Below are 21,119 nucleotides of genomic sequence, written 5' to 3' on the forward strand. Positions count from 1 at the left end.
CCCGCTCCACCGACACCCCCACCGTCTCCGGCGCCTCCCCCACCGTCATCGTCCGCGTCGACGCCGACGTCCTCGAAACCCACACCGGAACCGGAGAAATCGTCGGAATCCCCGACCCGATCCCCTCCTCCGCGATCAAACAACTCCTCTGCGACAGCAGCACCATCCCCGTCTACCTCAAACCCGACGGTGGTATCGCCGCGATCGGCACCGAGAAACGCACCTTCAACCGCACCCAACGCGCCGGAATGATCGCCCGCGATGGACCCACCTGCGCCCTCCCCAACTGCCACATCCCCGCCACCGCCTGCGAAGCCCACCACATCGAGGAGTACCACAACGGAGGACCCACCCACGTCGACAACGGCATCCTGCTCTGCTGGTTCCACCACCACATGGTCGACACCAACATCTTCACCATCACCATGAGTAACGGCACACCCACCATCACCGCCCCCGACTGGCTCACCCACCGCCCCTACTTCCACTGACACCACGGACGCACAAGCGCCGCAGCCGCAGCCGCAGCCGCAGCCGCAGCCGCAGCCATCATGGCCGCGCCGCCTTAGGAATCGCCGGAGGTCAGGCCGCGCGAACCTCGAGTTCGCCAGGCGCAGCACCGTCACTGCCGAAGATGATCTTGCGGTTGGCGACCTTGTCGCTGAAGAACCGGTCGTGGCTGACCACGACGACAGCGCCGGGAAAGTGCACGAGGGCGCGTTCCATCACCTGGGTACTGGGCATGTCGAGGTGGTTCGTCGGTTCATCGAGAATCAACACGGATGCGCCGGAGAGCAGGCACTGAGCCATCGCGACCCGGGCACGCTGACCTCCCGAGAGCGTGCCGATGCGCTGCTTCAGTTCGGCCTCGGAGAACTGGAACATCGCGAGGAACCGGCCGACAGACTTCCGGGTGGCCGCGAACGCGAGACTGCCAGGCGCAGCATTCACGGCATGTGTGATCGTGTCGTCGTTGTCGAGGTCGGCGAGCATCTGGTTATAGGAGACGACGCCCGAGCCTTTGGCCCAGACCGCTTCACCGGAGTCGGCCTTCTCTTCTCCGGTCAGCACTCGGAGCAGAGTGGACTTTCCGCTTCCGTTCGCGCCGAGAACGACGATGCGATTGCCGCGCCGGATCTCGAACGTCAGATCCGAGAACAGCGTCTTGTCGCCATACGATTTCGACAGTCCGGTCACCCGGCACAGAACGTCCTTGACGTGCAGGCCGCCGTAGATCTCCGTGATGATCTGGTCCACCGGGCGGGGCGCGCGCGACTTCTTGATCCCGGAAAGTTTCTTGTCGAGTCCCCTGCTCGCCGCCTTCGCCGCAGCGCGTCGGTCGGCAATTCCCTCCGCCTCGAACGCGAGCAGTTCCGACTCGTGCACGTACTGCTGTTCGAGCGTCTTGAGCCGGAACTGCTTCTGCACCACGTATTCAGCGAAATTGCCCGGGTACTCGTGCAGGTGGAAGTTCTCGAGCTCGACAATTCGGGTGACAACGGCGTCGAGGAAGGTCCGGTCGTGCGAGACGATGATCGCGGCGCCGCGGAAGTCACGGAACCAGGATTCGAGCCATTCGACGCCGGCAACGTCGAGGAAGTTCGTCGGCTCATCGAGCAGCAGAACGTCGGGGCGTTCGAGAACGATCTTTGCGAGGGCGGCGCGGTTCCGCCAACCCCCGGACAGGTCGTCGATCGGGCACACGCGATGGGCCTCTTCGAAACCGAGCCGAGTGAGCGCCTCATCGATCCTGCGCGGATAGTCCCACCCATCCAGCCGGTCCATTTCCTCGAACAACTCCGCCTGGCGCCGGATGAGAGCATCGAGGTTCGCAGTCGGGTCGGCGGCGATGGATGCGTCGATGGACGCCAGTTCCGCCTCAACCGCCTTGATCTCACCAAACACGTCGTCGAGGACCTCGGTGATCGAGGCGGTGCCGTCGAGTTCGGAGAACTGCGAGAAGTACCCGATCCGGATGCCGTCGTCGAGCGTGAGCGTTCCGGCATCCGCTTCGATCTGTCCCAGGATGAGTTTGATGAGCGTTGTCTTGCCGGATCCGTTGCGGCCGATGAGACCCACGCGATCACCGGTCTCGAGGCGGAAGAACGCCTCACGAAGAACGGGTGTGTTCTCGAAGCGGATGTGGACGTCGTTCAGTCGGATCAGGCTCATGCCCGGTGCCTCCTCAGGGAAAAGATGTCGTTGAGGGCCGGCGGAACCTGAACGGTGGAGCGAGTCCACTTTAACCGAATGCGCCTCTAGTGGACGTCGTCGACGAGCTTGAGACCGGCGATGCAGCCGATGAGGCCCAGCAGGAGCGCGATCTTGACCCACGACACATCCGTATCGCCGGTGATCATCGACCACACCACGGTGAGCGACGCCCCGATGCCGACCCACACCGCGTACGCGGTACCGATCGGGATGTCACGCATCGCCCAGGCGAGGCCGCCCATGCTGAGAGCGAGGGCACCGACGAAGAGGAGGCTCGGCCAGAGTTTCGTGAAGCCTTCGGACTTGCCGAGGGCTGTGGCCCACACGGCTTCGAGAGCACCGGAGACAATGAGGATGACCCAGGACATGAGTGAACTTTCTGGCCAGTCTTGTCGCGTTCCGGGTACTGATCCGTCGTCCGGGGCTGCTCGGCACAACCTACGAACAGAATAGCAAAACCAGCTGTCTCTCCTCTGGGCACGGATGCTCGTCCAGCGCGTCCTGCCGCTCCCTCCGTCGGCCGTTCAGGCAACGTGTCAGACCCCTGTGAGACAATGGAGTGAAGCCAAGCTCGCGGCTCCGGGGCATTCTCGCCTCTGTGAAACGCCCCGTCCGCGTGCGCTTCCCGCGCACCCGGAGGAACATTCCATGCAGTTCACACAAGGCCAGACCGTCGTTTACCCCCACCACGGACCCGCCACCGTCACCGAGATCTTCAGCCGGACGGTGAAGGGCAACGTCATCGAGTACCTGAAGCTCGAGGTTCACGAATCGAAGCTCTCCGTCAGCGTCCCCGTCTCGAAGGCAGATCAGGTCGGGATCCGCGCTGTTCTCGACTCAGCCAAAATGGATGCGCTGTTCGACGTTCTTCGGGCACCCACCGTCGACGAAGAAGAGAAGTGGTCGCGACGGATGAAGGACAACCAGGAGAAGATCAAGGTCGGCGACATCTTCACCATCGCCGGTGTTGTCCGCGACCTCAGCCGCCGCAACGACGACAAGGGTCTCTCGCTCGCCGAGCGCGACCTGCTGCGTCACGCCCAGGGGCCGCTCGTCACCGAGATCGCCCTGTCTCTCGACATCGCTTTCGACGCTGCAGAAGCCGCTCTTCACGCCGCTCTCGCTGAGGGCTCGACCGACAAGACAGGCGGCGGCTCGACGGCCGCCGCCTGAAAAGTCTGCTGACTCGGTCCGGACGAATCAGCTGACCCGAACCTCAAGGTCTGTCGTCCCGGCAGCCAGCGTGACGGATGCCGTCGATCCGTGTGCGTCGATCGCGTAGTCTCCGAAGAAGCCGCTCACCGCAACCCGGCCCTCGGCGTCCGTGCGCAGCCGGGAGCGCGGCAACCACCACTCCCCCTTGATGAGCGACTTGAGGGCGTCGAACGACGGCTTCGGTGTCCCATCGGAGCGAATCAGGCCACCCGGGGCACCGAGCCAGGCGCCGTCGTCGGTGATTCCCCAGTAGTTGATGGCCTGCACCGCAGGGTGGCCGACGAGGGAGCGGTAGTGCCGCTCGATCTCGTCTGCCTGCCGTGCTTCACCATCGGGCGTCGAAGGCCACGAGGGGATCTGGTAATCGTTGAGGTCGACGATCTCCGGTGGCATCAGATCGCCGGACAGCAGGGTCGTCTCAGTCAGGTGAAGCGGAAGGCCGTAACGGGCGAACCGGTCCACCATCGCGAGCATTTTCTCCTCGCCCCAGTAACCCTGGTGCATGTGTGTCTGCAGTCCGATGGCATCCACCTGGATCCCCGCTTCGAGAACTCCCTCGATGAGGCACTCGTACGCACTCGACAGGTCGAAATCGTTGAGGATGAGCGTCGCAGCGGGGTTTGCTTCCCGTGCCTCCGTGAAGGCGAGGCGGATCATCGGGATCCGGCCGATCCGACGGGCGAGCCGCGTGATCGCGTTCTCCTCTGCGGTGAATACGGGCATGATGACGACCTCGTTGATGGCGTCCCACGTGTCGATGACGCCGGAGAAGTTCGACACCTCCCGGCGAATCCGCCCGCGCTGCAGCTTCTCCACCTCCGCGTCCGGCCGGCCGAGCAGCCACTCGGGAGCCAGGGTGTGCCAGGTGAGCGGATGTCCCTTCACCGTCACGCCGCGATCGGCAAACCAGTGCGCCGTCGTGAGAAGTCGCTCAGTATCCGGCACCCCTTCGGTCGGCTCGAAACCGCGCCAGTAGAACGGAAGGGTCGCGGTGTTGAACAGCTCCAGCCAGTGCTCGGAAAGCGAGGTCAGTCCCTCGAGCGATGCGCCGCCGAATGCAGCCCGCGACGCGGCATCCTCCGTCGTCTCGGCGTTTGCGAGGGGGATGAGGTCGAAACCGATGTTGCCGAAGGCGAACGCGTGCCGACGCTGTTCAACAGTGACGTCCGTGTCACGGAGCGGTTCGCCTCGAGCGTCGAGAACCCTGACGTTTGCGGTCGTCCTCCGGTGGTCGACACTCATGCGGTTTCCCGGCTGATCTCGTCGATTCGCGGGTGGAGTTCGCGGTCGAATCCGACCGTCCGGGTCGAGCCGGTGAGGCGCACGGTGTGCGTCACCCGGATGTCGGAGCTCGAGGCACCGAGTCCGAGAACGATGTCGCCCGTCTCCACGATTCGGTCGCCGGAGCGCCCGGTGAAACTGGTGACATCGGCAGGGACGGAGATCGACAGGTCGACGCTTTCTCCCGGTTCGAGGTCGACGCGCGCATAGCCCACAAGTCTCTGCACGGGACGGACAACGGATGCGACGGGGTCGGCCAGGTAGACCTGCACGACGTCGGTTCCTGCGCGCGTTCCTGTGTTGCGAACGCGCACGCCGACGCTGGCGGTCCCGTCGGTGGGCACCGACGCTGGCCCATGTTCGAGGGCGGTCCATTCGAACGTCGAGTAACCGATGCCGTGCCCGAATGCGAACGCGGCTGTGGGGTCGATGTTCGAGACCCCGCTCGACCGCGCAAGGGGCGCGGCGAGGTAGGTCGAGGGCTGGGTGCCTTCCGTCGCGGGAATACTGACCGGCAGCCGCCCGCTGGGGTTGACCCGACCGGTGAGAACGCCGGCGAGCGCTGCAGTGCCCTCTTCGCCGGCGAAGAACGTCTGCACGATCGCTCCTGCCGCGGTCGTCGCCGAGCCGAGCGCGTATGGCCGCCCGGCGAGGAGCGTGACCACGGTTGGCGTTCCCGAGGCGAGGACCGCTTCGAGCAGATCCTGCTGGGCACCGGGGAGGCGAAGGGATTCGGCGTCGCAGCCTTCACCGCTCGTGCCCCGGCCGAATAGTCCCGCTCGGTCACCGAGCGCGACGAGAACGACATCCGCTCCCTGTGCAGCAGCAACAGCGGCGTCGAATCCGTCGGTCTCCCCACCATCAATGGTTGTCCCGGCGATGTACTCGATCTCCGCATCCGGGAACTCGAGCCGCAGGCTCTCCAGGAGCGTCGGCAGCTCGATACCCATGGGGGTCTCGGGATGCCTCACGCCCACGTGCGCGGGGAAGGAATAGCACCCGAGAACTGCGAACGGATCCCCAGCGGTCGGACCGACGACGGCGATCCGACGGGGCGCAGCCAATGGGAGCACCCCATCATTGGTGAGCAACACAATCGATTGCTCGGCGATCTCGCGGGCGAGGGATCGGTTGCCTGACCCGTCGAGGTCGACGGAACCGCGAAGGCTCTCAGCGTTCTCGAGGTTCGCTCCGCGGAGCGCCTCGGGCACGGCATCCCACTCGGGATCGAGCAGACCGAGTTCGATCTTCTGGGAGAGCACGCGACGGAGAGCCCGGTCGACGATGGCCTCGTCGAGCTCACCCGAACGCACGGCGTCGACGAGCGGAGCACCGAACGTCTTCACGGTGGGAAGCTCGACGTCGACGCCCGCCGTGAGCGCGAGCGCCGCGGCTTCGCCCCACGACCCGGCGAGTCCGTGCAGCATCTTGAGGAACGCGATGCCGAAATAGTCGGCGACGACGGTGCCGTCGAATCCCCAGGTGTCGCGCAGCAGTCCGGTGAGCAGCTCTTCGTCAGCGACGGACGGGATTCCGTCGATGTCGGTGTACGCGTGCATCACCGAACGCGGCTTGCCCTCACGGATCACCATTTCGAACGGGGTGAGGAGAACGTCGGCGAGCTCGCGCCGTCCGATCGAGACCGGGGCGAGGTTTCGCCCAGCCTTCGACGCCGAATAACCCACGAAGTGCTTGAGCGTCGAAACGATTCCCGCCGCTTCCAGACCGCGGACGTACGCTGCGCCGACGGTACCGACAAGGTACGGGTCCTCCCCGATGGTCTCCTCGACGCGGCCCCACCGTGCGTCACGCACGACATCGAGCACCGGGGCGAGCCCCTGGTGGATCCCGACGGAACGCATGTCGGTTCCGATGCGGTGTGACATCCGTTCGATGAGGTCCGGGTTGAACGACGCTCCCCAGGCCAGCGGAACCGGGTATGCGGTGGCGCCCCACGTGGCGAAGCCTGCGAGGCACTCTTCGTGTGCGACAGCCGGGATGCCGAGTCGGCTCGCGGCGACGATCCGGCGCTGGCTGCGAAGCAGCGACAACGCTCCCAGAGCCGGATCGACGGGCGCGGACCCGAACGGCCGGGTCAGCTGGCCCAGGCCGTTCGGGAGGAGTGCGTCGAGGTCGATGAGGTCGTCCATGTCGTGCTGGTGTGGTGCGACGTCACCACCCTCGCTAGATGCTCCGACCCAGACTCCGAAGAGCTGGGCGATTTTCTCCTCGAGCGTCAGTTCCGCGACGAGCGTGTCGACACGGTCATGAAGCGAGGCAGTGGTGTCCCGCCAAACGGGCAGGGTTGTCGTGGTGAATGTGGTGCTCACGGGGTGTACCTAACCTTTGACAGCGCCGGTCAGACCACCGACGATGCGGCGCTCGAACAGGGTGAAGAAAATAAGAGCCGGAATCATCGAGAGAGAGGTGAAGGCGAGAACCTTCGCGGTGTCGACCGAGTATTGCGACGCGAACGCCTGTACACCGAGAGGGAGGGTGTACATGTCCTGGTCGCCCAGGATGAACAACGGCAGCAGGTAGCTGTTCCAGCTCGCGACGAAAGCGAGGATGCCGGTTGTCACGACACCGGGCAGAGACAGTGGAACGACCATCCGGAAGAAGAATCCGAGCCTGCTGGTGCCGTCGATCGCCGCGGCCTCTTCGATCTCATCCGGGATGGCTTTGAGGAACGGCACCAGGATGATGACCGTCACTGGCAGGCCGAACGCGATCTGAGGAAGAATCACTCCGGTGAGGCTGTTCATGAGCCCCAGATCCTTGATGACGATGTAGAGCGGCGTGATCGCGACTGTCATGGGGAACATGAGTCCCGCTGCGAACAGCGAGTACATGGCACCCCGGCCGTTGAACCGGTAGCGGGCAAGGATGTAGCTCGCCATGAGGCCGAGAATCACGACACCGAGAGTGGTGGCGATTCCGGCGATGGCCGAGTTGCCGACCTGACGCCAGAACGTCGAACTTGCGAGCACCTCCTGATAATTGTCGAGTCGCCACGGGCCCGGAAGACCAGCGGGATCCATGGTGATCTGTGAGTTGTCGCGGAAACCGCCGAGGATGATGTAGATGACGGGTCCCAGGCAGAGCGCGATGAAAACGAACGCGATGAAATAGGTCGCCGGGCTTCCCCACTGCTGCCGATCCGTGGCGGACCGATTGCCCCGCTTGAGCGGTGCCTTCGTGATAGTTGCGGTCATCACTTCTTTCCTTCTGTGAGGGCGCCTTCGGTGTCACGTCGGAGAATGAAGCGCTGGTAGACGAGCGCGATCGCCAGCGAGATGAGGAACATGACGACGGCGACAGCGCTGCCGTAGCCGAAGTTGCCCGACGTCCGGCCGTTCGCGACCATGTAGGTCGCCATGGTCGACGTTCCCGCGGTCGAGGCGACGTACTGGCCCCAGATGATGAACACAAGGTCGAACAATTGCAGTGAGCCGATGATGGAGAGGAACGCCCAGATCCGAACCGTGGGTCCGAGAAGCGGCAGTGTGATGCTGCGCTGGATCTGCCAATAGCTGGCTCCGTCGATCGCGGCGGCCTCGAAAAGTTCGTCGGGGATGCTCTGGAGACCCGCGAGAAAGAGGATCACGGCGAAGCCGATGTACTTCCAGGAGATGATCACCATGAGCGACCAGATGGCTATCTTCGGATCCGACAGCCAGTCGGCCTGGAACTGACCCAGTCCGATATTCTCCAGCAGCCCGTTGACCGATCCGGAGGTCTGGAGCATGAGGCCCCAGCCGATGCCGACGATCACTTCGGAGATGATGTACGGCACGAAGATGAGCACGCGGATGAGAGACCGGCCGCGGATCTTCTGGTTGAGAAGAAGTGCGAGGACGATGGCGATCGGTCCCTGGATGACGAGCGACATCACGAGGATGAAGCCGTTGTGGCGCAGCACGTCGTGAAACGCGCTGTCGCCGAGGATGATCATGTAGTTGTCGAAACCGACGAAGTCGGTGGCCGGCCCGTAGCCCTTCCAGCGGAAGAAACCGTAGTAGCCGGCGAGGATGACCGGGTAGATCACGAAGCCGATGAAGACGACGATCGCGGGCCCGGCCAGAAGCGTGATTTCGAGGCGCTTGCGCCAGTCCGTTTTGCGCCGTCGGGGCCGCGGTGCAGCAGGGGATGCCGCGCGAGCGCCATCCCCTGCCGTTACCGTGCCCTGCGGCGGTTGCTGGTCAGACATCGACGTAGCACCCCCTGCAGGTTTAGTCATTATCTGGTGCTATCCCTTTGCTGCTGCGTCGGCGACAGCAGAGACGATGTCTTCTGCTGAGCCCTGACCGGCGAACAGGTCGACGACGCCCGTGTTGAGCGCGTTTCCGACGTTCTGTCCGAACAGCGTGTCGAGCCAGACGGTGACGTACGGTGCCTCGTTGTAGGACTCGATGATGGCGAGAAGTGCCTCGTCTTCAACGACTTCCTGGGCATCCTGGTTCGCGGGGATCGTCTGGAACGCCTCCGCGTAGCCTTCCTGGTACTCCTTCTGCATGAAGAAGTTGAGGAATGCGGAGCACTCCTCCTGCGGTGCTTCAGCGGAGCAGGTGAATCCGTCAACGCCGCCCATCATTGCGCCAGGCTCGCCTTCGCCGCCGTCAACCTCGGGGAACGGGAACCAGCCCAGGTCGGGGAGCGGCTTCTCGTCCGGAGTCAGCGAAGCGATGACGCCGGGGTTCCAGGCGCCCATGAGCTCCATGGCAGCCTGCTTGTTGGCGAGAAGTCCAGCCGAGCTACCAGCGCCCTGCTGAGCCGACGTGGTGAGGAATCCGTTGTTGAACGGCTCCGTGTCGACGAAGTCCGACAGGTTCTGTCCGGCCTCGAGCCAGCACGGGTCGTCGAACTTCATGGTCTCGGCTGCCGTGTTGAGCGTGTCCTGCGAGCAGGCCCTGACCGCGAAGAAGTAGTACCAGTGTGCTGCCGGCCATGCGTCCTTCGCACCGACGGCGATCGGGTCGACTCCGGCGCCCTTGAGCTTGTCAACGGCGTCGCCGAGTTCGTCCAGCGTTGCCGGTGTCTCTTCGATACCCGCTTCAGCGAAAAGGTCTCCGCTGTAGTAGATACCACCGGGCAGCACTGCGGTCGGCATTCCGTAGATCTTGCCGTCGATCGCGAAGGCACTGAGGACGCCCTCGGGCACAGCCGCCCTGGTTTCGTCGTCGATGAGATCGGTGATGTCCATCGCCTGACCGGCTGCAACCACGTCGGCGAGCTTGCCGCCGCCGCGTGCCATGAAGATGTCAGGGGCGTCGCCGGAGTTCAGCGCGGTCTGGAGCTTCCCATCCATTTCTTCGTTCTGGATGGACTGGGTCTTGATGGTGACACCGGGGTTCGCCTCTTCGAAATCTGCGACCGTCGAGTCCCAGAATGCCTTGCCGGCGCCGGTTGTTGAGTTGTGCCAGAAAGTCATGGTGACGTCGCCACCCTCACTTCCGGCGTCGCTCGGGCTGCAAGCTGCAAGGCCGGCGAGGGAGACTGCCGTGACAGCTCCTGCCGCAAGCAGCTTCCTCATGGTGCGATTGTTCATCCTTGAACGCCTCTCGAAAGTTTCGACTTCCACGTCGAAAATGATTAGGATGAGGCGAGCCTATGCATCAGCGAGGCTTCGCGCAAGTTGTCTTGTACAACAAATAGGAAACGGTTCCCATGGTCGACGTCGATCCGAAGGTAAAACTGGCCCAACTCGCCGAGGACGCGGGGGTTTCGCTCTCGACGGTGTCGAAAGTTCTGAACGGCCGCCCGGACGTTTCCGCCCGCACGCGAGCCAAGGTCGAGGCCATCCTCGATGCGCAGGGCTACCAGCGTCGGGCTGGCCTACCCGGCCGAGGCACCCTGATCGAACTCGTCTTCCCGGAGCTTGAGACCGCGTGGGCGATGGAGATCATCCGCGGCGTCGAGAACGTCGCCAGGGCCCACGGCCTCAGCATCGTCCTCACGGAGTCCGGTGACCGCCACTCCCCCTCGGCAAGCTGGATTGACGGTGTTCTCCGCCGTCGCCCCGTCGGTGTCGTGCTCGTCTTCTCGGATCTTGCTGACGAGGCGAAAGCCAAATTGCGCTCGCGGGCGATTCCGTTCGTCATCATCGATCCGGCCGGGGACCCGGCATCCGACGTCCCATCGGTGGGATCCGCGAACTGGGCAGGCGGCCTCGCCGCGACCCGTCACCTCATCGAATTGGGGCACACACGCATCGCGGCGATCACCGGACGCGACGACATGATGTGTTCGTTCGCCCGGGTCGACGGTTACCGCTCGGCGATGAACTCGGCCGGCATCGAGGTCGACGAACGATTCGTGCGGTTCGGCAACTTCCAGGTTGACGGCGGCAGGAACATCGCACTCGAACTTCTTGACGCTCCGGACCGCCCGACGGCGATATTCGCGGGAAGTGACCTTCAGGCCCTCGGCGTGATCGAGGCGGCGAGGACCCTCGGGCTTCGAGTTCCCGATGATCTCTCCATCGTCGGTTACGACGACCTCCAGTTGGCGAAATGGTCCAGCCCCGCCCTCACCACGGTGCACCAGCCCCTGACAGCGATGGCGGAGGAGGCAGCGAGACTCGTCATCCGGATGAGCGACAGCCCGCTCGGGTCGATCCCTCGGATGGACCTCGCCACTCGGCTCGTCGTGCGGGAGAGCTCGGCGCCGCCCGCAGGTGCCTGACGCCAGCCACTTCCGGCGCGCGCCTCCAGGTGGCACGATTGACGCGCAACTGGATGCGAAGGCGGATGCGATGACTCTCGTGGTGAGGCCGGCCCACAATTTCGACGACGTGGCCGTCATACTTGGCCCGAAGAATCCCGAATCGTCGGTGTGCTGGTGCCTGTCCTGGCGGCTGAGTTCCAAAGAGAACCGCTCACTGGAGGGACCGGCACGCGCAGACAAGGTGCGGGAGCTGTGTGCCCGCGATCGGGCGCCAGGAGTACTCGCGTATCTCGACGACGAGGTCGTCGGCTGGGCCGGAATCGCCCCGCGCTCCGAGTTGCATCCCATCCAGAACTCGCGAAAGATTCCGCATCTCGACGATCTTCCGGCGTGGTCGCTGTGGTGTATTCGCGTGCGTCCGGGCTTTCGAAAGCAAGGTGTGACCCAGGCGCTCATCGCCGGTGCCGTCGAGTACGCGGATGCCGCGGGAGCTCCCGTTGTCGAAAGCTACCCGGTCGACAACAAGGGCGAGAGAGTCGATCAGACCTCGGCATTCGTCGGGACCCGGGGCATGTTCGAGAAGGCGGGGTTCACCAAGGCAGCGGACACGTCATCCGTCTCCAGCGGAATCCCCCGCATACTGATGCGGCGGACGTTGCGGAATGGGTCGATATGAGTTCGAAAAGTCCGACCGTGACGCTGGAAGCGGCCGGTCGCGACGTGCAGATCTCCAACCCGGATAAAGTCGTCTTCCCCGAACCGGGGATCACGAAGCTCGACCTGGTTCGGTACTACCTCACCGTGTCGGACGGCGCGCTCCGCGGCGTCGCCGGGAGACCCATGGTTCTCAAGCGCTTCGTCAAGGGCATCGGCCAGGAGGCCTTCTTCCAGAAGCGGGCGCCCGAAAAGCGTCCGGACTGGATCGACACCGCCACGCTGCACTATGCGTCGGGGAGTTCGGCGGAAGAGGTGGTGGTCCGGGATGCCGCGGCCCTCGCGTGGGTCGTGAACCTCGGTTGCATCGATCTCAATCCCCATCCGGTGAGGGCAGAAGACCTCGATCACCCCGACGAGCTTCGCGTGGACCTCGACCCGATGCCGGGAGTGGACTGGCGTCAGATCGTCGACGTCGCCATGATCGCGCGAGAGGTTCTCACCGATCACGGCCTTGTCGGCTGGCCCAAGACATCCGGCTCCCGAGGCATCCACATCTATGCGCGAATCGAACCGCGCTGGGATTTCCGTCAGGTACGGCTGGCGGCGGAGACGCTGGCCCGCGAGGTCGAACGGCGGGCGCCGGGTCTCGCCACCGCGAAATGGTGGAAGGAGGAGCGCGGGGAAAGCGTGTTCGTCGACTTCAACCAGAATGCGAAAGACCGCACCGTCGCATCCGCGTACTCGGTGCGACCCCTGCCAGACGCGCGAGTGTCCACGCCGCTCGACTGGGACGAGGTACCCACCTGCCGCCCCGAGCAATTCACGGTGCGCACCGTCATCGAGCGGTTCGCACAGAAGGGCGACGCGGCATCAGGAATCGATGACGCTGACGGCAGCCTTGATTCTCTGCTCGCCCTCGCGGAGGAGATGGGGCCGGCTGAGAAGGCACCGAAGTCGTCGGACGGCTCGGGCCGCAGGGCATCGACGATGCCCTTGATCGAGATCGCCAGGGCGAAGACGAAGCCGGAGGCGCTCGAGGGGCTCGAGCGCTGGAAGTCGCGGCACCCCGATGTGGTGAGCCTGCTCGAACCCGCCGATATTCTCGTCGACGGCATGCGCGGCTCGAGCTCGCTGTGGTATCGAATCCGGGTGAACCTGCAGCACGTGCCGGAGAAGAAGCGACCGGAGCAGGCGGAGCTCGAGGTCGACTACGACCCGTGGGCGGGAAAACACTCCGCGCAATGATGCGGAGTGTGAGTCACTCCATGTGGTTCTCAGCTCCCGGACTCGTATCCGATCAGCCAGTGCAGTCCATGTCTGTCGATGACCTGCCCGTCCACGGCACCCCAGGGCTTGCTGGACAGCGGGTCGACGATTCTTCCCCCGACGGCAAGCTTGTTGAACCACGTGTGCAGCGTCTCTCCTTCCGCCGTGCCAAGAAGGGAAAGCATGACGCCCTGGACCTTGACGCTCTCCTCTCCGGATGCGGCGTCGGATCCCGCGAGCGAAACGACACCCTCGAGCGTTCCGTGAGCGATCGCGTCGGGCGGACCGTCACTGCGCCCGAACTCCTCATAGGTGTGCAGCGACAACTCACCGCCGAAAACATCGGCGTAGAAGCTGAGCGCGTCGCGCGCCGTTCCAGGGAACATGACGTAGATCTGCAGTGCTGCCATGCGCACACCATATACCGGTGCGCCGCTTTCTCAGCCCTCGACCCAGAGCCACTGATCGGGCTGCGGCTTCGGCGGCGTCCAAGGGCTTGCCTCGCCGAGTTCGAGTTCGAGATCCATCAGGTCGGCCTGGCTCGCAGTCAGGTGCCATGACTGCACCTGGATCCGCTCGCCCGGCGCCGGTTTCCGCCAGGCAACGATTCTGCCCGCACGGAGCCGCACCATCACGTCGAGCGGCCCGCCTTTCGCGCCCTCGGGCACCCGCAGCCTCGCGAACTCGCCGTCGAGGTCCTGGCCGTCGCGGACCTCGACGATGACGACCGAGAGCGGACGCTCCCAGCCATAGTGTTCGCTACTGCCTAGTCTCACGTGAAGTCCCTCAGCGCTGCGTCCCGAGTCAGACGTTGAAGCGGAACTCCACCACGTCGCCGTCGGCCATGACGTAGTCCTTGCCCTCCATGCGGGCTTTGCCCTTGGCACGTGCCTCGGCAACGGAACCGGTGGCGACGAGGTCATCGAACGAGATGATCTCCGCCTTGATGAAACCGCGTTCGAAGTCCGTGTGGATGACACCGGCTGCCTGGGGCGCCTTGGCACCCTTGGGGATCGTCCAGGCTCGGGTCTCTTTCGGACCCGCTGTGAGGTAGGTCTGAAGTCCGAGAGTGTCGAACCCGATGCGCGCGAGCTGGTCGAGCCCGGACTCCGCCTGGCCGGTTGACTCGAGCAGTTCCGCGGCTTCAGCAGCGTCGAGGTCGATGAGCTCGGACTCGAGCTTGGCGTCGAGGAAGATCGCCTGCGCTGGCGCGACGAGAGCGGCGAGTTCCGCGAGCTTCGCGTCATTCTGCAGCACGCCCTCGTCGATGTTGAAGACGTAGATGAACGGCTTCGAGGTGAGAAGTCCGAGTTCCCTGATCGGCTCGAGGTCGAGACCAGAGCTCGACAGCGGCTTGCCGGTGTCGAGGTACTCTTTCGCCGCGAGAGCCGTCGACAGCACGGCCGGGTCGAGACGCTTGCCCTTGACGTCCTTCTCGAACCGCGGCAGCGCCTTCTCGAGCGTCTCGAGGTCAGCGAGGATCAGTTCGGTGTTGATGGTTTCCATGTCGCCGGCCGGGTTGACCGCGCCGTCGACGTGGATGACGTCTTCGTCGGAGAATCCGCGAACGACTTGTGCAATGGCATCCGCTTCTCGGATGTTGGCGAGGAACTTGTTGCCGAGCCCCTCTCCCTCGCTTGCGCCACGCACGATCCCGGCGATGTCCACGAAGGACACGGCGGCAGGCAGGATGCGCTCGCTGCCGAAGATCTCAGCGAGAACCGGCAGGCGGGAGTCGGGCAGGTTCACGACACCCACGTTCGGTTCGATCGTGGCAAACGGGTAGTTTGCCGCGAGCACCGAGTTCTTGGTGAGCGCGTTGAAAAGGGTTGACTTGCCGACGTTGGGGAGACCGACGATTCCGATAGTTAGAGCCACGAGGGTCTATCGTACCGGGCCGCGCTCCGAGATCCCTGCGTCTGCGGTGGTCGCTGGTGTGGGGATGCCTCGCTCCGCTCGCGCGGGACGGCTCGTCAGCCAGACACCGGTGATGACGAGCGCACCGCCGATCAGCTGCACGAGGGTGATCGGGGCGCCCATGGCGAGAGCGATCAGGGCGGTGAACACCGGCATGAGGTTGAGGTAGATCCCGGCCCGCGCTGCGCCGATCTTCTTGACCGAGATATTCCACAGCATGAGGCTCAGCACCGACGGGAAGATACAGATGTAGAGCACGCCCCACCAGCCGGCGGTGTCGAGGGTGATCGGTCCTCCGACGGCGAGTGCGATCGGGGCGAGCGCGACGGCCGCCATGACGGCCTGGACCGCAGCGGATGTCACGGGGCTGGTTCTCAGCGTCCGGCCGATGATCGTGTATGCGCTCCACACCGCGACGGCGCCGAGCATGAACAGCCCGCCGACGTTGTACTCCGTCGTGAACACCTCGAGCAGCCGGCCGTGGGTGAGGATGAGGAGGACGCCGAGCAGGGAGATGAGGAGTCCCGCGATGCTGCTCGATCGCATCCGCTGCCGGATGATCAGCGCCGCGACGACGGCGATGACCACCGGGTTCGTCGCACCGACGAGTGCGGTGTCGAGCGCCGTCGTGCGTGCGAGCGCTTCGTAGCTGAACAGGCAGAACGCGACAAGGCCGAGCGACGCCTGCAGCAGGTGCATCGGCCACTCCCGCAGCGCTTCGCGCCAGTTCGGCTTCTCGAGGAGGGTCGCGAACGCGATGAGCAGGGGCGCGGCGACTGCCCACCGGATCGCCGTGAGCTGCAGCGGCGTGATGTCGCCGGCGAGGAGATTGCCGACGACGTAGTTGCCCGACCAGAACAGGGTGGCCAGCACGAGGAAGAGGTACACGCGCCACGAAGCCATTGCTCGATCGTATCGAGTCCTCCATGACGCCGTGCGGATGTTGCGGTGCCGTTCGAGAGGCGCAGAACGCCGCGAGACGCGCGGCTGGCCGCAGTGGGCGTCGCCTGCGAACGCGGATCGCAACGCGCGGGTGGCGGTGCCGGGGCGGTGTCGGCGGTCGGGTACACACTGGGGTCATGGACCCTCTCCTCACCCTCGTGCTCGGACTTCTGCTCGGCGGCGTTCTCGGCGTGCTCGCGACACTCGTCGTCGTGCGTTCCCGCCGGTCCGGTGCGGATGCCTCGAGCCCCGTTGCCGAGGCTCGGCACGAATCCGAGCTGGCCAGGCTCCGTGCCGTCGAAGCCGAGCGTCACGCACAGCTCTCCGAACTCCTCGCCCGCGCGGAGACGCGGGCCGATGCCCTGCAGGAACGGATCGACGCACAGCGCGAGCAATACCAGGATCTCGTCGAGCGACACCGCCGTGAACGTGAACAGGAGGCAGAACGTGCTCGCTCCGAGAGCCTCGTTCTCCAGGCGCTCGCGCCGGTGCGCGAGAGTTTGCAGGAGATGCACCAGAAGGTCACCGAGCTCGAAACCCAGCGCAGCCGCCAGCACGGTGAGCTTGCTCAGCAGCTGCGCAGCGCGACGGAGTCCGAGGAACGGCTCCGGTCCACCGCTGAATCACTCGCCGCCGCCCTCAACAACAATTCGACGCGCGGCGTGTGGGGCGAGACCCAGCTTCGAAGTGTTGTCGAAGCAGCCGGGCTGCTCGAGCGCGTCAACTTCGACGTGCAGTCGAGCATCACGAGCGACAGCGGCGCCGGTCGCCCGGACATGGTTGTGTACCTGCCAGGCGGCAAGAGCATCGCCGTGGACGCCAAAGTACCGTTCAGCTCGTACATCGAGGCGAGCGCCATCCCGCTGACGGCATCCGACGCTGAACTCGCCCGACGCGCCCAACTGATGAAGGCGCACGTGAAGGCCGTGCGCGATCACATCGTCGCCCTCGGCAGCAAAACCTATTGGGATGGCCTCGACGCCAGCCCCGAGATGGTCATCGCGTTCATCCCGAGCGAGTCGCTCGTGTCGAGCGCACTCGAAGCCGACCCGACGATCATGGAGTTCGCGTTCAGCAAACGGGTTGCCCTCTCCTCCCCCGTCACGCTGTGGTCGGTGCTCAAGACCGTGGCATTCAGCTGGCAGCAGGACGTCGTCTCCCAGGAGGCGAAGACCCTCTTCGACCTCAGCCGCGAGTTGTACGGCCGGCTCTCGACGATGGCCGGGCACATCGACAAGCTCGGCCGCTCGGTAAAGGCGACGGTGACCGACTACAACCGATTCGTCGGCTCACTCGAACGCCAGGTGCTGCCGTCGGCACGCAAACTGAACGTGCTCGATGAGTCGAAGACGATCCCGGCTCTCGCTCCCCTCGACGACACGTCGCGAGACCTCGCGGCCATCGAACTCGTCTCCGAGCTGGATGCCGCCGGGCGGCTCCACGTCGACCCCGCCGCCATGCTCGATGCGTCGTCCGTGCATGACAGCGTCATCCCGCCGCACGTGCGCGATCGGGCCGCCGCAACGGCTCAGTCGCGGCCGGCGCCTGTGCCCGACGAGAAGTAGCAGCGGTCACACGCCGCGCTGCTACGCGCCGCGCTCGTCGACCGGTGACGGTCGTTATCCCGCTGCTCGGTCAGTAGTGGTCGTCCGGGCCGCCTGCTCGGTCACAAACGGTCGAAACCTCCGACCTGGTCTAGCCAAAAATGGCCGAGCAGCGAAGGCCGCAGCCAAAAGTGACCGAGCGCCGCGCCTACAACCACTTCGCGGCGAGGTGGTCGGCGCTGATCCGGCGGATCGTGCCCGACTTCGACCGCAGCACGACACTCTCGGTCCGGATGATGGGTCCCAGCCGCCGCACACCCGCGACGAGCCCACCGTCGGTGACACCCGTTGCAACGAAGAATGTGTTGTCGCTCTCGACGAGCTCGTCGGCTTCGTAGACATGGTCCATCTTGAGTCCAGCGTCGATCCCGCGCTGGCGTTCGACGTCATCCTTCGGCGCGAGTACCCCCTGGATGAACCCACCGAGCGCTTTCACCGCACACGCCGTGACGATTCCCTCGGGGCTTCCGCCGACGCCGACACACATGTCGATGCGGGTTCCGTACCGAACGGCGTTGATCCCTCCCGCGACATCCCCGTCGAGCATCAGGCGTGTTCCTGCACCGGCAGCGCGCACGTCGTCGATCAGTTGTGCGTGACGGGGACGGTCGAGGATCGCGATCGTCATGTCGCCGACGTCCTTGCCCTTCGCCTTCGCGAGCGCACGGATGTTGTCACCGATCGGGTTCCGAATGTCGACGATCCCGATCCCCTCGGGTCCCGTGACGATCTTGTCCATGTAGAAAACGCTCGAGGCGTCGAGCATGGTGCCTCGATCCGCCACCGCGATCATCGACAGCGCGTTCTGGCGTCCGGCGGCGGTGAGGCTCGTTCCGTCGATCGGGTCGACGGCGATATCGCACGACGGGCCACGCCCGTTGCCGACCCGCTCCCCGTTGTACAGCATGGGCGCTTCGTCCTTCTCGCCCTCACCGATGACGACGACGCCATCGAAGTTCACCGTGCCAAGAAAGGCCCGCATCGCGTCGACTGCGGCTCCATCAGCAGCGAGCTTGTCACCCCGACCGATGTACGGAACAGCGCGAATTGCGGCTGCCTCGGTCGCCCGCACAAGTTCGAGCGCGAGGTTACGGTCGGGATGGGTCAGCAGAGAAGAGGTGTCTGGGCTCACAATGGTCCTATCGAAACGTCGTTGGTTGCGATGGCGGGTTCGCGTGGACGCTTCCACCCTATCGGCGGGATGCCGGTCGGGTCACGTCACTGCACGGATGTGCGAGCGGACGTCCTCCGCTGCAGAATCCCCGGGCCCGCGCTCCAGGAGGCCGTGACAACGTGCGATCGGTCGAGCCGAACGCCGGGGAGCATCCGACCGGAGTCCAGTCGGCAGTCGGTGATAGCGGTGAGGAACAGCCAGGCGTCACCCGAGCAGAGGTCGTCGAGAGCGAGCACGCGTGACACGTCGAGTCCGGCGTCCCTCACCCGCGCGGCCTCACGGCGGCGCTGCGGCGCAAGCCTGCCCTGCATGTGCCCGCCGAGGGCCCGGATCGCGGCGGCGGTGAGCACTCCCTCGGGTGCTCCCCCGATGCCGACAACGAGGTCGATGGCGGTGCGGGGCTGCGCGGCGAGCAGACACCGCTCCACGTCTCCGTCGGCGAACAGGTCCACACGCGCACCCGCCGCTCGTGCAGCGGCAACGTACTCATCGTTCCGTGGCCGGTCCTGCACCGCGACGACGAGGTCGGGCACCGTTGCACCCCGAGCCGACGCGAGTCTCGACAGGTTTTCTGCGAGCGGCGCGGCGAGGTCGAGGGACGCCCCCGAGGCATCCGTCACGAGCTTCTCCATATAGTGCGCGGGGCCGATATCGAAGATAGTGCCGCGGGCGGCGACCGCGAGGACCGCGAGGGAGCCGGGAAGGTTCTCTGCAGCGAGTCGTGTTCCGTCGACCGGGTCGACGGCGATGTCGACCGCCGGGCCTGTGCCGCTCCCGAATCGCTCGCCCAGGTGGAGCATCGGCGCTTCGTCCTTCTCGCCCTCCCCGACGAGCACGAGCCCGTCGACGTCGATCCCGGCGAGCGCATCGCGCAGCGCTGTGACGGCGACCCGGTCAACCTCGTGCTTGTCGCCCGAACCCAGGAGGCCCAGCGTCGCGACGGCCGCATCGCGGGTGGCGCGGGCGAAGCCCTCAAGGACGTCCGCGGGCAGGCTGGGTGTACTCATTCGTCCATCCTGCCCTGTCCGACACATCGAAACCGGCGAGAAGGGGCATCGCTACACTGATTGGCGAAGACATCCATCTCGTCAAGGAGAAGCTATGCCCGTCGCAACCCCAGAGCAGTACGCCGAAATGCTGAACACCGCAAAGGCGAAGGGCTTCGCCTACCCCGCGTTCAACGTGTCGAGCTCGCAGACCATCAACGCTGTGCTGCAGGGACTGACCGAAGCCGGCTCCGACGGCATCATCCAGGTCACTACCGGCGGCGCCGACTACTTCGCCGGCCACACGGTGAAAAACCGTGCAGCGGGCGCCATCGCTTTCGCGAAGTTCGCCACCGAGGTTGCGAAGAACTACCCCATCACCGTTGCCCTGCACACGGACCACTGCCCGAAGGACGCACTCGACGGCTTCGTCATGCCGCTCATCGCCGCCTCCGAAGAAGAGGTCAAGGCCGGCCGGAACCCGCTCTTCCAGTCGCACATGTGGGATGGCTCAGCCGTTCCCCTCGACGAGAACCTCGACATCGCCAAGGACATGATCAAGCGCACCCGCGCGATCAACGCGATCCTCGAGGTCGAGATCGGCGTCGTCGGCGGCGAAGAAGACGGTGTCAGCCACGACATCAACGAGCACCTGTACACGACGCTCGACGACGCGATCGCCACCGTTGAGGCTCTCGGCCTCGGCGACCAGGGCCGCTACATGGCCGCGCTGACCTTCGGCAACGTGCACGGCGTGTACAAGCCAGGCAACGTCAAGCTCAAGCCGGAGCTGCTCAAGGAGATCCAGGAAGGCATCGCCGCCAAGTACGGCACGAGCGCCAAGCCGCTGGACCTCGTCTTCCACGGCGGATCAGGCTCGACCGACGCCGAGATCGCCGAAGCGGTCGCCAACGGTGTCATCAAGATGAACATCGACACCGACACCCAGTACGCCTACACGCGTGCGATCGCCGACTACATGCTGAAGAACTACGACAGCGTGCTCAAGGTCGACGGTGAAGTCGGAAACAAGAAGATCTACGACCCCCGCGCCTGGGGCAAGGTCGCCGAGTCCGCCATGGCCGCTCGCGTCGTCGAGTCGACCCGCCAGCTCGGTTCAGCCGGGCACTCGAAGAGCTAGCCGACCGATCGCGAAATGACGGATGCCCCGACCAAATGGTCGGGGCATCCGTCATT

Annotated in this window: 20 protein-coding genes and 1 riboswitch; of the genes, 7 read left to right on the forward strand and 13 right to left on the reverse strand. The window is 65.0% G+C overall.

What is annotated here, in order from left to right; translation table 11 throughout:
- On the forward strand, positions 1-491 hold a 491-nt coding region (locus tag D9V29_RS13335; protein ID WP_147436291.1), incomplete at its 5' end, for an HNH endonuclease.
- A 91-nt stretch (positions 492-582) separates the two neighbouring features.
- Here D9V29_RS13335 and D9V29_RS13340 read toward each other — a convergent pair.
- The gene (locus D9V29_RS13340) at positions 583-2,172 is read right to left on the reverse strand and encodes an ABC-F family ATP-binding cassette domain-containing protein (protein WP_121673823.1); all 1,590 of its coding nucleotides are present in this window, start codon (positions 2,170-2,172) and stop codon (positions 583-585) included.
- A gap of 86 nt (positions 2,173-2,258) precedes the next feature.
- Entirely contained in the window at positions 2,259-2,582 is a 324-nt protein-coding gene (locus tag D9V29_RS13345; RefSeq protein WP_121673824.1) for a DMT family transporter, read from the reverse strand.
- Between the two features lie 10 nt (positions 2,583-2,592).
- Positions 2,593-2,657, reverse strand: a riboswitch (guanidine-III (ykkC-III) riboswitch).
- A gap of 205 nt (positions 2,658-2,862) precedes the next feature.
- On the opposite strand from D9V29_RS13345, the gene D9V29_RS13350 reads away from it, so the two are divergent.
- Positions 2,863-3,387, forward strand: coding sequence for a CarD family transcriptional regulator (locus D9V29_RS13350; RefSeq protein ID WP_183085026.1), 525 nt, complete (start codon positions 2,863-2,865; stop codon positions 3,385-3,387).
- A gap of 27 nt (positions 3,388-3,414) precedes the next feature.
- Here the strand turns inward: D9V29_RS13350 and D9V29_RS13355 are convergent, their stop codons facing one another.
- From D9V29_RS13355 to D9V29_RS13375, 5 genes are read right to left on the reverse strand one after another with little or no spacing between them, the layout of a single operon-like run.
- Complete coding sequence (locus D9V29_RS13355; RefSeq protein ID WP_121673826.1) at positions 3,415-4,671, reverse strand: endo-1,4-beta-xylanase; 1,257 nt, start codon at positions 4,669-4,671, stop codon at positions 3,415-3,417.
- On the reverse strand, positions 4,668-7,040 hold the full coding sequence (locus D9V29_RS13360; RefSeq protein WP_121673827.1) for a beta-xylosidase/alpha-l-arabinosidase: 2,373 nt from the start codon (positions 7,038-7,040) through the stop codon (positions 4,668-4,670). The genes D9V29_RS13355 and D9V29_RS13360 overlap by 4 nt, the downstream gene beginning before the upstream one ends.
- 9 nt (positions 7,041-7,049) lie before the next feature.
- Positions 7,050-7,925 (reverse strand): carbohydrate ABC transporter permease, encoded by an 876-nt coding sequence (locus D9V29_RS13365; protein WP_121673828.1) that lies wholly within the window; start codon positions 7,923-7,925, stop codon positions 7,050-7,052.
- On the reverse strand, positions 7,925-8,950 hold the full coding sequence (locus D9V29_RS13370) for a carbohydrate ABC transporter permease (RefSeq protein ID WP_121673829.1): 1,026 nt from the start codon (positions 8,948-8,950) through the stop codon (positions 7,925-7,927). The genes D9V29_RS13365 and D9V29_RS13370 overlap by 1 nt, the downstream gene beginning before the upstream one ends.
- Positions 8,951-8,959: 9 nt before the next feature.
- Positions 8,960-10,243, reverse strand: a complete 1,284-nt coding sequence (locus D9V29_RS13375; protein WP_229790585.1) for an ABC transporter substrate-binding protein — start codon at positions 10,241-10,243, stop codon at positions 8,960-8,962.
- Positions 10,244-10,377: 134 nt separating this feature from the next.
- On the opposite strand from D9V29_RS13375, the gene D9V29_RS13380 reads away from it, so the two are divergent.
- The 3 genes from D9V29_RS13380 to ligD all read left to right on the forward strand — a co-directional run bounded on the left by D9V29_RS13380 (position 10,378) and on the right by ligD (position 13,278).
- Entirely contained in the window at positions 10,378-11,394 is a 1,017-nt protein-coding gene (locus tag D9V29_RS13380) for a LacI family DNA-binding transcriptional regulator (protein WP_121673831.1), read from the forward strand.
- Between the two features lie 70 nt (positions 11,395-11,464).
- Positions 11,465-12,052: a GNAT family N-acetyltransferase gene (locus D9V29_RS13385; protein ID WP_121673832.1), complete on the forward strand. Its 588-nt coding sequence runs from the start codon at positions 11,465-11,467 to the stop codon at positions 12,050-12,052.
- Positions 12,049-13,278, forward strand: coding sequence for a non-homologous end-joining DNA ligase (gene ligD / locus D9V29_RS13390; protein WP_121673833.1), 1,230 nt, complete (start codon positions 12,049-12,051; stop codon positions 13,276-13,278). Before D9V29_RS13385 ends, ligD begins: the two co-directional genes overlap by 4 nt.
- A 29-nt stretch (positions 13,279-13,307) precedes the next feature.
- Here ligD and D9V29_RS13395 read toward each other — a convergent pair whose 3' ends face one another.
- Genes D9V29_RS13395 through D9V29_RS13410 form a run of 4 tightly spaced genes read right to left on the reverse strand, consistent with a single transcriptional unit; the run spans position 13,308 to position 16,119 of the window.
- Positions 13,308-13,709, reverse strand: a complete 402-nt coding sequence (locus D9V29_RS13395; protein WP_121673834.1) for a VOC family protein — start codon at positions 13,707-13,709, stop codon at positions 13,308-13,310.
- A 30-nt stretch (positions 13,710-13,739) separates the two neighbouring features.
- Complete coding sequence (locus D9V29_RS13400) at positions 13,740-14,075, reverse strand: hypothetical protein (RefSeq protein ID WP_121673835.1); 336 nt, start codon at positions 14,073-14,075, stop codon at positions 13,740-13,742.
- A 28-nt stretch (positions 14,076-14,103) separates the two neighbouring features.
- Positions 14,104-15,177, reverse strand: coding sequence for a redox-regulated ATPase YchF (ychF, locus tag D9V29_RS13405; RefSeq protein ID WP_121673836.1), 1,074 nt, complete (start codon positions 15,175-15,177; stop codon positions 14,104-14,106).
- Positions 15,178-15,183: 6 nt separating this feature from the next.
- Positions 15,184-16,119, reverse strand: a complete 936-nt coding sequence (locus D9V29_RS13410) for a DMT family transporter (protein WP_121673837.1) — start codon at positions 16,117-16,119, stop codon at positions 15,184-15,186.
- Between the two features lie 176 nt (positions 16,120-16,295).
- On the opposite strand from D9V29_RS13410, the gene D9V29_RS13415 reads away from it, so the two are divergent.
- Positions 16,296-17,723, forward strand: a complete 1,428-nt coding sequence (locus D9V29_RS13415; protein ID WP_121673838.1) for a DNA recombination protein RmuC — start codon at positions 16,296-16,298, stop codon at positions 17,721-17,723.
- A gap of 187 nt (positions 17,724-17,910) precedes the next feature.
- On the opposite strand, the gene glpX is transcribed toward D9V29_RS13415, so the two are convergent.
- Both glpX and D9V29_RS13425 read right to left on the reverse strand, forming a co-directional pair.
- Positions 17,911-18,897: a class II fructose-bisphosphatase gene (gene glpX, locus D9V29_RS13420; protein ID WP_373294858.1), complete on the reverse strand. Its 987-nt coding sequence runs from the start codon at positions 18,895-18,897 to the stop codon at positions 17,911-17,913.
- An 83-nt stretch (positions 18,898-18,980) separates the two neighbouring features.
- Positions 18,981-19,943 (reverse strand): class II fructose-bisphosphatase family protein, encoded by a 963-nt coding sequence (locus D9V29_RS13425; RefSeq protein ID WP_183085027.1) that lies wholly within the window; start codon positions 19,941-19,943, stop codon positions 18,981-18,983.
- Positions 19,944-20,037: 94 nt separating this feature from the next.
- Here D9V29_RS13425 and fbaA point away from each other — a divergent pair, with 94 nt between their 5' ends.
- Entirely contained in the window at positions 20,038-21,063 is a 1,026-nt protein-coding gene (gene fbaA, locus D9V29_RS13430) for a class II fructose-bisphosphate aldolase (protein ID WP_121673841.1), read from the forward strand.
- Positions 21,064-21,119: the final 56 nt, after the last annotated feature.

Origin of the sequence: Mycetocola manganoxydans (assembly GCF_003667545.1) — a bacterium.
GTDB lineage: Bacteria > Actinomycetota > Actinomycetes > Actinomycetales > Microbacteriaceae > Mycetocola_A > Mycetocola_A manganoxydans.